General features: G+C 45.9%; 10 protein-coding genes and 1 pseudogene. 2 read left to right on the top strand and 9 right to left on the bottom strand.

All coding sequences use genetic code 11. The annotated features are described in order from the left end of the window. Nucleotides 1-144 precede the first annotated feature (144 nt). Nucleotides 145-1,263, bottom strand: a complete 1,119-nt coding sequence (citZ, locus tag ACWJJ5_RS10985) for a citrate synthase (protein WP_017418343.1) — start codon at nucleotides 1,261-1,263, stop codon at nucleotides 145-147. A gap of 454 nt (nucleotides 1,264-1,717) precedes the next feature. On the opposite strand from citZ, the pseudogene ACWJJ5_RS10980 reads away from it, so the two are divergent. Continuing rightward, nucleotides 1,718-1,825, top strand: a pseudogene (locus tag ACWJJ5_RS10980) (peptidoglycan-binding domain-containing protein); the annotation flags it as partial. Between the two features lie 494 nt (nucleotides 1,826-2,319). On the opposite strand, the gene ACWJJ5_RS10975 reads toward ACWJJ5_RS10980, so the two are convergent. Both ACWJJ5_RS10975 and ACWJJ5_RS10970 read right to left on the bottom strand, forming a co-directional pair. After that, nucleotides 2,320-2,730, bottom strand: coding sequence for a YjdF family protein (locus tag ACWJJ5_RS10975; RefSeq protein WP_077722693.1), 411 nt, complete (start codon nucleotides 2,728-2,730; stop codon nucleotides 2,320-2,322). Nucleotides 2,731-3,152: 422 nt separating this feature from the next. Beyond that, entirely contained in the window at nucleotides 3,153-3,617 is a 465-nt protein-coding gene (locus ACWJJ5_RS10970) for a DUF441 domain-containing protein (protein WP_077722694.1), read from the bottom strand. Nucleotides 3,618-3,714: 97 nt separating this feature from the next. Here ACWJJ5_RS10970 and ytvI point away from each other — a divergent pair, with 97 nt between their 5' ends. Beyond that, a complete protein-coding gene (gene ytvI / locus ACWJJ5_RS10965; RefSeq protein WP_007408071.1) occupies nucleotides 3,715-4,830 on the top strand; it encodes a sporulation integral membrane protein YtvI in 1,116 nt (371 codons plus the stop codon). Nucleotides 4,831-4,861: 31 nt separating this feature from the next. Here ytvI and ACWJJ5_RS10960 read toward each other — a convergent pair whose 3' ends face one another. From ACWJJ5_RS10960 to ACWJJ5_RS10935, 6 genes are all read right to left on the bottom strand, one after another. Beyond that, entirely contained in the window at nucleotides 4,862-5,245 is a 384-nt protein-coding gene (locus tag ACWJJ5_RS10960) for an FxsA family protein (protein ID WP_012118168.1), read from the bottom strand. Nucleotides 5,246-5,355: 110 nt separating this feature from the next. Beyond that, entirely contained in the window at nucleotides 5,356-7,113 is a 1,758-nt protein-coding gene (gene pyk / locus ACWJJ5_RS10955) for a pyruvate kinase (RefSeq protein WP_017418349.1), read from the bottom strand. Nucleotides 7,114-7,152: 39 nt separating this feature from the next. Next, complete coding sequence (gene pfkA, locus ACWJJ5_RS10950; RefSeq protein WP_003152443.1) at nucleotides 7,153-8,112, bottom strand: 6-phosphofructokinase; 960 nt, start codon at nucleotides 8,110-8,112, stop codon at nucleotides 7,153-7,155. 191 nt (nucleotides 8,113-8,303) lie between these two features. Continuing rightward, nucleotides 8,304-9,281, bottom strand: coding sequence for an acetyl-CoA carboxylase carboxyl transferase subunit alpha (gene accA, locus ACWJJ5_RS10945; RefSeq protein ID WP_007408067.1), 978 nt, complete (start codon nucleotides 9,279-9,281; stop codon nucleotides 8,304-8,306). Continuing rightward, nucleotides 9,266-10,138 carry an acetyl-CoA carboxylase, carboxyltransferase subunit beta gene (gene accD / locus ACWJJ5_RS10940; RefSeq protein ID WP_003152441.1) on the bottom strand — a complete coding sequence of 291 codons (873 nt, stop codon included), beginning with the start codon at nucleotides 10,136-10,138 and terminating at the stop codon, nucleotides 9,266-9,268. The genes accA and accD overlap by 16 nt, the downstream gene beginning before the upstream one ends. 328 nt (nucleotides 10,139-10,466) lie before the next feature. Further along, on the bottom strand, nucleotides 10,467-11,699 hold the full coding sequence (locus ACWJJ5_RS10935; RefSeq protein ID WP_007613079.1) for an NAD(P)-dependent malic enzyme: 1,233 nt from the start codon (nucleotides 11,697-11,699) through the stop codon (nucleotides 10,467-10,469). Nucleotides 11,700-11,727 lie beyond the last annotated feature (28 nt).

Here is an 11,727-nt window from a genome sequence, read left to right as displayed (position 1 = left end):
ATGTAATTCATATTTAGAAAACATTTTATTTTTCTTGTATAAAAAATAAAATGACTTTTCTCAAGATTCTATCAAAATTGTAAACCAATCCGGGCTTGATTAACAAGAGGCTAACGACATGAAAATCACCAGCCTCCCGTTTGATCAGGCTCTTTCATCAATCGGAACAAAAGTCTGCTTATCCGGGCCCGTGTAATCAGCGCGCGGGCGGATGAGGCGGTTGTTATCGTACTGTTCAAGAATATGGGCGATCCATCCTGACATTCTGCTGATCGCAAAGATCGGCGTGAACAGATCGTGATCAATGCCGAGACTGTGGTATACAGATGCGGAATAGAAATCAACGTTAGGCGGAAGTTTTTTCTCCGACGTCACGATTTCTTCGACACGGATTGACATCTCGTACCATTTGCTTTCACCCGTCAGATTCGTCAGGCGTTTGCTCATTTCTTTTAAGTGTTTGGCGCGCGGGTCTCCATGCTTATACACACGGTGTCCGAAGCCCATTACTTTTTCCTTTTTCTCCATTTTGCTGCGGATATAAGGCTCGGCGTTTTCCACTTCGCCGATTTCTGTCAGCATTTTCATGACGGCTTCATTGGCTCCGCCGTGAAGCGGTCCTTTTAAAGCGCCGATGGCGGCAGTGATGCCTGAGTAAATATCAGATAAGGTGGCGACACATACTCTCGCCGTAAATGTTGATGCGTTCAGCTCATGATCCGCATGAAGAATGAGCGCTTTGTTAAACGCTTCCACTTCGATCGGAGAAGGCTCTTCACCGTTTAAGGTGTAAAGGAAGTTCTCCGCGATTCCGTACTCTTCCTTCGGTTCAACAGGATCAAGTCCTTTGCGGATTCTTGAGAAAGCGGCGACAATGCCCGGCACTTTCGCCTGCAGACGGATGGCTTTTCTGTAGTTCGCTTCCGGATTCATGACATCGGCTTCACTGTCAGTCAGACCGAGTAATGAAATCGCCGTCCGGAGCGCAGCCATTGGATGTACGTTATTGAGGGGATAGGATTTGAAGTGCTCAATGATTTCTTGTGGAACGGCAGCTTCTTTCGCAAGCTGTTTTTTCAGTTCAGCAAGTTCCGTTTTATTCGGCAGGCGCAGATGCCACAGCAAATAAATGATTTCTTCAAAACTTGCATTCTCTGTCAAGTCGTCAATATCGTACCCTACATATGTAAGGGTATCGTCGATAATAGAGCTTACAGATGATGTTGTTGCTACAACCCCTTCAAGACCGCGTGTTGCTGTCATATTCAACCTCTCCTTTTCAATCAAAATTCCCCTTTAAAGAGTATATAAAACATACGGCTTACTTAAAATGAGTCATGCAAACAATCCCTTTCCCCTTTAAGAAAATGCTTACATTTCACTGGTTGCGGTTACATAACCGGTATGCTTATAGAGGAACATAACAAATTCTTATAAGCTTATTTAAGTTTAAGCCTATTCTTATTATAAACAATAATCTGATTAATTTGTAGACTTTTAACTAAAAATGTTTTAAAAGCCCTATATATCAAGGCTTGGCGTTGATAAATTTAATCGCTTGCTTTCAGATGCTTTGTAAAACCATGTATTCTATGTCTTCATTTGGGGGAGCTTTGGGGAAACATTAAAAGGACAGGCGCGACAACTTCACCGCAAATTTACCCCCCCTTCTTAGGAAAGTGAATAATATGAATGGGGCAGAGTTCTCAATTTTATCGGACCGAAAACAGCAAATGCAGTCAAACGATTCCAGTCCATGTACGGCCTGACTGCTGACGGCATTTATGGGCCAAAGACAAAGACGAAAATATGGTCCTTGCTATAATATAAAGCCTTCCCATTAATGTCTCTTAGTGGCAGCCTTATAGAATTTACGGACATTGTTAATATATCTTTACATAAAAGTTCTTACATAAAAGTTCTTACATAAAAACATCAAATAGCTCTTGAGAATCTTTTAGGTTCTGGCGGTGTTCTGTTTTAACAGCAGCCACTGTGATAGAGCTTAACGAAAATATAAGATCAACAATACAATTAGTTTTTCAAATTAATCATCTCCCTTCATAAAAAAAGAGAGTTTATGATTACTTCAGCTAAGACAAGATTTTCGCTTTTGCACTCAGCCCGTAAATATCCTCATCAAACCGTTCATCAATTGAAACTGACTCATTTACTGATGTAAGTGAAGTTAAATAAATGCAGAAAAACCCTCCTCATCTCGAGAAGGGCTCGATTTCTGCTTCTTTTTTCTAAATCAGTCCGAAGAAAAAACGGATGCCGCTCAACTTTTCAATCGAAGGGCTTCATCGGGTTCTCCAATTATTTGCCCCTATGCTTTTCTTTTGCTTTTTGTTTTCTGATTAAATATTTTTGTTCCTTTATTTTTTCTCTTTGTTTTCTATTCAGTTGTTTTTTCTTTTCTTTTCTTGCTTCAAGCTCCTGTTTTATCGCTTTTTGCGCCTTAGTTGATATCCCGATATTTTTCATCTCTTTAGAAGCTTGCCGTTGCAATCTTTTTGGATTTAATTTCTTAGATTTTGCTTTAACACAAACCCCTTCTTGTCCAGTGCGGGAGAGAGTCTGTAAAAGTTGATTATGAACAAAATGCATGATTTCTGAATCCTTGGGCTCTTGTCCAAACAAATGACGAACTGCTCTTAATTTCCCATTATTCACAACTTCAATGACTCCTACCCAAAACTGACCATCGTAGTAAACCGTTAATTTCATAACGATTCCCTCCTCCTAAATTTACTGAAGAATGATGGACATCCCGAGGAGGGGAAGGTTACTGACATTTTAAATCATGCATCCGGACTACCAACCGAATTGTGTTTTTTCATTCTCATTATAAATTTAACAAACTTTCAAATTGAAGGAAAGGGTCTCCGCTTATTTTAACAACACTTCAAGTTTTGATTTGGTTCAAGTGCATAAATTCCATCAGCTTTTAATCCATTCATCAATTGGAACCGCCTTACTGCATCGCTGTCATCGCAAAATATGCGCCGGCGATTCCGAAGTTCTTTGTTACATGGTAAGCCACTTCATTCCTCGGAATAATGCAAATGGCATTTGTCTGAACTACAAAATGCGCTGCAAACTCTTATTTTCACTCGCAAAAAAAAGCAGCTTTACGCCGCTTTTTTACTTTATGGAGTGAATATTTTAACGATTTGCATGGCCAAGTAGGCGATTCCGGCGCCGATTAACGGGCCGACGGCGACGCCTCCGAAAAGCGCGACGGCAAGTATCGTGCCGATGACCAGCGCCGTTGTAATATGAGGGTCGTTTTCCAATAAGGTAAGACCGTTTTTGGCGATTAAGGCAACCGCGATCCCGGCACCGAGAGCGATCCACGCATAATATGATTTCATCGCTTCTCCGAGCTGTTTAAAACCGATATCACCTGTGGCAATCGGCACTAAAACGGCGATTGTAATGACGGTGACCCCCCAGTTGATGCCTTTTGACTGAATAACCGGAAATAGTTTCTGATCAAGACCGACAGCTTTTATCACAATGAGAAAGCCGACGGCAAAAAGCAATGACTGATTTTTGGCTACCAATGCGATGGCCAGCAATAATAGTAAAAATAAATTCGCCTGTGTAAACATCCTGAAAGCACCCTCTTTCATCATATCTGTAATCATATCCTTTTTTTTGACGAATAAACTAATGTAATAGGACGTGCCGACCGAGAGGAGGATCGATGTGAATCCGCACTATGCAACTGTTTTTTTCCGCGCGCTGTTTGTACTCGCTGCGGCCGGCGGCGCTTTAGCGGCCGGTTACGCCTCATTTCCGTTAACTTATCCGTTTCTGATCGCCCTTATTCTGTCATCAGCGATCATTCCCGTTGTTGACTGGCTGGACAAACTGACGGGGCTGCCCCGGTCAGTCAATACAGTCATTGTCCTGGTCTTCTTTTTGCTTATTCTTCTCGGCGCGGCGACATTTCTCGTTGCGGAAATCATTTCGGGAACCGCCTATCTGGCCAAAACGCTCCCTCCCCATATCAGCGCCTTTATGACGTATTGCGAAGAGCTGTTCACTTCCCGCATTCAGCCATTGTACCACGAGCTGACCGTCCTATTTAACGGGCTGGAAACCAATCAGCAGGCCTCCATCGTGACGCATATTCAGACCCTCGGTGATACAGCCGCTAAAAATGCAGGGCTCATGCTTTCACATCTTTTGGAGCTGGTGCCGAAATGGATTGCCTTCCTTCCCAATACAGCTGCCGTCTTCATTTTCGCAATGCTGGCGACTTTTTTTATGACAAAGGACTGGCATAAGCTGAAGGCGCTGCTTTATTCCATTCTTCCGGAACGGGTTTCGGCAAACGCCAAGGCCGTATCGGGAGAGCTGAAAAAAGCGATGGCAGGTTTCATTAAGGCGCAGGCCGTGCTCATACTTTTCACGATGATCATTGTCTTTATCGGACTTTTTCTTTTAGGGATTGAGCATGCGGCAACCATCGCCTTTTTTATCGGCCTGGTTGATCTGCTCCCGTATCTCGGCGCCGGGTCGGTCTTTGTTCCCTGGATTATGTATTTGGCCATTGCCGGTCAGCTTCCCCAAGCGATCGGTCTCGGTGTTTTATATATTGTGGTTCTCATTCAGCGCCAGCTGACGGAGCCGAAAATTTTAAGCAAGTCAATCGGACTTGATCCGCTTGCGACCTTAATCGCCCTGTTTGCCGGCTTTAAATTGTTCGGAATTTTAGGACTGGCTGCCGGGCCCGCGCTGCTCGTTTTCATTCAGGCCTTTATCACAACTGGCGCTCTAAAAGAAATATGGGCCTATATTACTGTTCAATCCAAATAAAAACAGCAGCCCTGTAAGAAGGCTGCCGTTTTTATTTGATAATGATCCGCTTGTTTTTTGACATTCCTCTCAGCCATTTGAACAAAAGCGGCTTCATGCGGTTCCGAGTGAACGGAATCAGAAGACAGGCCCCTGCAATATCGGACAGAAAACCCGGAAGCATCAAAAGCAGGCCTCCGAAAAAGACGCATATTCCGTCAAGAAGCGCTTCCCCCGGCATTTTGCCGTGCTGCAGGTCGCGCATCACCCGATGATACACATCGGTTCCCTGTCTTTTTGCCACCAAAGCGCCTAACACGCCTGTCAAAATGATGAGAAGGAAGGTCGGAAAAATACCGAGCCATTTTCCCGCCAGCAGAAACAAACCGATTTCAATTGCCGGACACACGATAAACAGTAAGAATAACACTCTCATTTTTCTGCCCTCCTGCCCTTCTAAAAGCGCGTCACCGCCCGCATAGGAATAGGAAAATCAGCCTAAAGACAAAAGAGAAGGGAGAACCCCCCTCTCTTTTTTAAAGCTGTTTAAAGAACGCTTGCGCGGCCTTCATACACAGCGCCGCGGGCAGCGTCAACTGTGATAACCTGTCCTTCTGTTAAAACTGAAGTTGCGTTCTCAAGGCCGACAATAACCGGAATGCCCAAGCTTAAACCGACAACGGCTGCATGGCTTGTCAGACCGCCTTCTTCAGTGATGAGCGCTGATGCTTTTTCAAGTGAAGCGATCATGTCGCGGTCAGTGCTTGAAGCAACCAATACTGCGCCGTCTGTCATTTTTTGTTCAGCTTCTTTCGCATTTTTTGCAACAACGACCGGACCGAATGCAGATTTGCGTCCGATGCCTTGTCCTTTCGCGATAATGCTGCCGACAGTGTGGACTTTCATCAGATTCGTCGTGCCTGATTCACCGACAGAACCTGCTGTAATGACAATCAGATCACCGCGTTTCACGATGCCGCTGTCAAGTGATTTTTGAACCGCGTCTTCAAGCATTTCATCGGTTGAATTCGCGTTTTGGCCGCTTGACGGGAATACACCGAATACAAGGCCGAGTTTGCGTGATACAGACTCATTAACCGTAACGGCTACAATCGGAGCCTGCGGACGGTATTTCGCGATCATACGCGCCGTATGGCCGCTTTCTGTAGGCGTAACGATAGCTGCCGCACTCAGATTGATCGCCGTGTGCGCAACTGATTGGCCGATCGCATCGGTAATCGTCATGCCGACCTGATCTCTGCGTTTAGACAGAATTTCTTTGTAGTTCAGAGATTCTTCCGTGCGTGTGGCGATGTTAAACATTGTTTGAACCGCCTCAACAGGATATTGTCCCGCAGCCGTCTCACCGGAAAGCATGATCGCATCTGTGCCGTCGAAAATGGCGTTGGCAACGTCACTTGCTTCAGCGCGTGTCGGACGAGGGTTGCGCTGCATGCTGTCAAGCATTTGTGTCGCTGTAATAACCGGTTTGCCGAGCGCGTTGCATTTTTTGATCATTTCTTTTTGCACGAGCGGCACTTCTTCGGCCGGAATCTCTACGCCGAGGTCTCCGCGCGCTACCATTAGGCCGTCAGATACTTCCAGGATCGCATCCAGGTTGTCCACGCCTTCCTGGTTCTCGATCTTAGGAATGATTTGAATGTCAGACGCGTTATGCTCTTCAAGCAGTTCGCGGATTTCCAGGACATCCGTAGAACGGCGTACAAATGACGCAGCGATGAAATCAACGCCTTGCTCGATACCGAATACGATGTCTTTGGCGTCTTTTTCAGTAATTCCGGGAAGGTTGACGCTGACGCCGGGAACGTTTACGCCTTTTTTATTTTTCAGCGTGCCGCTGTTTAAGATTTTTGTTTTGATTTCGTGTTTTTCCGGATTTGATTCCAGCACTTCCAATCCGATTAAACCGTCATCCAGCAGGATGATAGACCCTGCTGACACGTCGTCTGCCAGGCCTTCATAAGAAACTGAGAATTTTTCAAGCGTTCCCAGCACCTGTTTCGTAGAAACGATAATTTCATTTCCGGCCTGAAGCTCAAGCGCGCCGTTTTCCATATCGTGCGTGCGGATTTCCGGACCTTTCGTATCGAGGAGAATCCCCACGTTTTTGCCGAGCTTTTTGCTGGCTTCTCTGATGTTTTTGATTCTTGCGCCGTGCTCTTCGAAATCACCGTGTGAAAAATTCAGACGAGCAACGTTCATACCCGCTTCCATCAATTTTGTCAGCATTTCTACACTTTCACTGGCCGGACCGATTGTACAAACGATTTTTGTTTTTTTCAACTCGTTCACTTCCTTCTGAAATCTTCAGCTTCTTCCGCCTTAAATAGACAGTTCTTTTGAAAGCTGATACATGTTTGGTTCAACAGTATGTTTTGATTCTAAAATTTCTATAATATCATGGTCTACAAGCTTGTTGTTTTGTATACCTACGCAGCGTCCGCCTTTTCCTTTAAGCAGAAGCTCAACCGCGTAAGCGCCGAGGCGGCTTGCAAGAACCCGGTCAGAAGCGCTTGGAGATCCGCCGCGCTGGATGTGCCCTAAAACGGATACCCGTGTTTCAAGGTTCGTTTCTTCTTCGATGCGTTTTCCGAATTCAACCCCGCTGCCTACCCCTTCTGCAACGATGATGATACTGTGTTTTTTGCCGCGGTCGTGCCCTCTCTTCAAACGGCCGATAATTTCCTCCATATCGTAGTCCGCTTCAGGAATTAAAATTGATTCCGCTCCGCCTGCAAGACCTGCCCATAAAGCAATGTCGCCCGCATGGCGCCCCATTACTTCAATAACGTATGTACGCTCATGAGACGTAGCGGTGTCACGGATTTTATCAATCGCATCAATTACGGTGTTTAACGCCGTATCAAATCCGATCGTAAAATCAGTTCCCGGGATGTCATTATCTATCGTACCCGGTACACCTACACACGGAAACCCGTGTTCCGTTAATTTTTTCGCACCCATGTATGAACCGTCTCCGCCGATGACGACAAGACCTTCAATGCCGAGTTTCTTTAAATTTTCGATTCCTTTTTCACGGCCTTCAACTGTTTTGAATTCAGGACATCTGGCCGTATACAGCTTTGTTCCGCCGCGGTGGATGATGTCACCGACCGAACCCAGCTCCAGTTTCTCTATTTTTCCGCTGATTAATCCTGAATAACCGTTATAAATTCCGTACACTTCGACGTCGTGGTAGATAGCTTTCCGCACAACCGCGCGCACCGCAGCGTTCATACCCGGGGAATCCCCGCCGCTCGTTAGTACTCCTATACGCTTCATTTCCTATTCACCTCAGCAACATATATATGTTAAACATATCATGATCATTGCCCTAAAACAATGAAAAGGGACGCCTGAGCTCCCATGAAACCTTACCTATTATACAATTAAATAAATTGTTTTTAAATAAAATTTAAGGAATATCACAAAAATCACAAAAAATAAACGTGAGCCATAGGCTTCACGTCTATTCAGTTTACCCCGATATATTGATCCTCAACCGAAACTTTCCCGATTGCTTTATATTTTTCATAGCGCTGTGAGATCAACTCTTCGGCGTTCAATTGAAGAAGAGATTTTAACGTTTCTTTAAGAATACCGTCAATGTAGCCCGCCTGCTGCTTGATATCATGGTGAGCTCCGCCCTTCACTTCTTTAATCATATCATCAATAATTCCTAATTCTAATAAATCGGGCGCAGTAATCTTCATGGTTTCGGCCGCTTTTTTCGCAAGGCTGGAGTCTTTCCACAAAATGGACGCGGCTCCTTCAGGAGAAATAACGGAATACGTCGAGTTCTCAAGCATCAGCATGCGGTTGCCCACACCTAGCGCAAGCGCGCCTCCGCTGCCGCCTTCCCCGATGACGATACAAACGACAGGCACAGTCAGGCCGGCCATCTCGAACAGGTTCTTGGCGATGGCTTCACTTTGTCCCCGTTCCTCCGCCGCTTTACCCGGGTACGCTCCCTTCGTGTCGATGAAGCAGATAATCGGGCGGTTGAACTTATCCGCCTGCTTCATGAGACGAAGCGCTTTGCGGTAGCCCTCAGGGTGAGGCATCCCGAAATTGCGGACAAGGTTTTCTTTCGTGTCTTTTCCGCGCTGATGTCCGATGACGGTGACCGGCATGCCGTGATATTTGGCGACTCCGCCGACAATCGCAGCATCATCTCCGTATGTTCTGTCTCCGTGGCACTCAAAAAAGTCGGTAAACAGGTATTGAATGTAATCAAGCGTCGTCGGCCGGTCGGGAAGGCGTGCGATCTGCACTCTGTCCCACGGCTTCAGGTTTTTATAAATCTCATCCTGGAGCTTGCTGAGCCGGTCTTCAAGCCTTGCGATTTCAGCGCTTAAATCCATCTCCGAATCTTGGGTGAATTTTTTCAGTTCGGCGATTTTCGTCTGCAGTTCAATCACCGGTTTTTCAAATTCTAATCTTGCAGCCACTCATGCTCACCTCCTGTTTGGTGCATGTCCAGCAGAAATGCGAGTTTGTCTTTCATGTCGTTTCGGTGAATCACCGCATCAAGCTGGCCGTGCTTTAATAAAAATTCCGCCGTCTGGAAATCTTCCGGCAGTTTTTCCCCGATCGTCTGTTCAATAATACGTCTTCCTGCAAATCCGATCAAGGCGCCCGGTTCAGCGAAATTATAATCACCGAGAGACGCGAAACTGGCCGATACGCCGCCTGTCGTCGGGTGGGTCATGACAGAAATAATCAGTCCCTGCTCCTCACTGAACAGTTTTAATGCAGAGCTTGTCTTTGCCATTTGCATAAGACTTAAGACCCCCTCCTGCATACGTGCGCCGCCGGAAGCGGTAAAGATGATAAACGGGACTTTTTCCTCTTTTGCTTTTTCAATTGCAAGCGTGATTTTTTCGCCGACAACCGAACCCATGCTGCCCATTCGGAATGTTGAATCCATGATCGCGATCACGGCAGGGAATCCGCTGATGGTTCCTTTTCCGGTAACCACCGCTTCATTCAGAGATGTTTTCTCACGGTCTTTTTCGATTTTTTCTAAGTATTCCGGGAAACCGAGCGGGTTTTCAGATATCATTCCCTGGTTGAATTCTTCGAATGAATCTTCATCCAGGAGGCTTTCAATGCGCTGCTTTGCATTCATCGGGAAATGGTGCCCGCAGTTCATGCAGACGCGCAGGTTTTTATCTAACTCTTTTGTGAGCATGATTTTTTTACATTTGGGGCACTTTGTCATAATGCCTTCCGGAACATCATGTTTTGCCTGCTCAGACGGCACGGAAGCATATTTTTTCTTTTTTGTGAATATATCCTTTAACAAATGATTACCTCCCTTTTGTGAAGGGTTCTCTTCACTGCATGTCTTCCGATTAGATAGACTTAATAATAACTTTACCGAAACTATTGTACTTTTTTTGTCAAACGGTGTCATCCTCCATTCGACATTTTTTGCTGCAAAACAGACGGAAACGGACGGATTTCATACCGTCAAAAGCGTTGTTCAGCCTTATCTGTCAGCGTTTTCAAAAGAAATAAGGATTCTGCTGAAATTTTTTTAAGACCTGCCCTTAAAAAAATGCCGGCAGTCCGTATATTGAACAGCAGCGCGTTGTTTTTTTCCAACGCGCTGCCATTTCATTTTTGTGTTATTATTCGCCGATGACCGTGAGCTGTCTTGTTTTTTCAGCCACTTCTTCAGGATCGACCGTAATTCTGGCGACGCCCGTTTCCATCGCTGCTTTCGCAACAGCTTTCGCAACGGCAGGAGCCACGCGTTTGTCAAATGGAGCCGGGATGACATAATCAGCGCTTAATTCTTCCTCTGAAACAAGGGAAGCAATCGCTTCAACCGCAGCAATTTTCATTTCTTCGTTGATGTGAGTCGCGCGTACGTCAAGCGCCCCGCGGAAAATTCCTGGGAATGCCAGTACGTTGTTAACCTGGTTCGGGAAATCAGAACGGCCTGTTCCGATTACGCTAGCGCCGGCTGCGCGCGCGTCTTCAGGCATGATTTCCGGATTCGGGTTGGCCATTGCGAAGATAATCGGATCTTTCGCCATGCTCTCCACCATTTCTTTTGTCAGCGCGCCTTCGACTGATACGCCGATAAAGACGTCTGCATCTTTAATGACATCCTGCAGCGAACCGTCGTTGCGGTCTTGGTTTGTAAACTTGGCCACTTCGTTTTTCACCGCGTTCATGCCAGCCGGACGCCCTTCGTAAATCGCTCCTTTAGAGTCGCACATCACGATGTCGCGTACGCCGAAATGGTAAAGAAGCTTGATGATCGCGATGCCTGCCGCTCCCGCTCCGTTTGCCACAACTTTAATGGATGACATGGATTTTCCTGATAATTTCAGCGCGTTTACAAGTCCGGCAACGGTTACGATGGCAGTGCCGTGCTGATCATCGTGGAAAACCGGAATGTTTGTTTCTTTTTTCAGGCGCTCTTCGATAATGAAGCAGTTCGGCGCCGCAATATCTTCAAGGTTGACACCGCCGAATGTCGGTGCAAGCAGCTTTACAGTGTCAATGATTTTGTCCACATCGTTTGTGTCAAGCGCGATCGGGAATGCATCCACGCCCGCGAAACTTTTGAACAGCACCGCTTTCCCTTCCATGACCGGAAGTGAAGCTTCAGGCCCGATATTACCGAGACCGAGAACGGCTGATCCGTCTGTTACGACTGCTACCATGTTCCCCTTCATTGTATAATCATATACTTTATTTTTATCGTCATAAATCTCTTTACAAGGCTCAGCTACTCCGGGAGAGTAGGCAAGGCTTAAGTCGTCCGCGTTTCTGACTTCTACCTTTGCTTTTGATTCCAGCTTTCCTTGATTTACTTTGTGTAAATGTAACGCTTCTTCTCTTAATGACATTCTAAACACTCCTTTTAAGTACTTTGTT

This window comes from Bacillus sp. JK74, from assembly GCF_053663395.1.
The sequence above is the reverse complement of the archived record's forward strand: the minus strand, read 5'-3'. Positions and strand labels throughout refer to the sequence as shown.

Coding starts and splice junctions, on each gene's coding strand:
- ACWJJ5_RS10935 (WP_007613079.1), bottom strand. CDS start 11,699: ATGTCATTAAGAGAAGAAGCGTTACATTTACACAAAGTAAATCAAGGA.
- ACWJJ5_RS10975 (WP_077722693.1), bottom strand. CDS start 2,730: ATGAAATTAACGGTTTACTACGATGGTCAGTTTTGGGTAGGAGTCATT.
- citZ (WP_017418343.1), bottom strand. CDS start 1,263: ATGACAGCAACACGCGGTCTTGAAGGGGTTGTAGCAACAACATCATCT.
- ACWJJ5_RS10960 (WP_012118168.1), bottom strand. CDS start 5,245: ATGAGAGTGTTATTCTTACTGTTTATCGTGTGTCCGGCAATTGAAATC.
- ACWJJ5_RS10970 (WP_077722694.1), bottom strand. CDS start 3,617: ATGTTTACACAGGCGAATTTATTTTTACTATTATTGCTGGCCATCGCA.
- pfkA (WP_003152443.1), bottom strand. CDS start 8,112: ATGAAGCGTATAGGAGTACTAACGAGCGGCGGGGATTCCCCGGGTATG.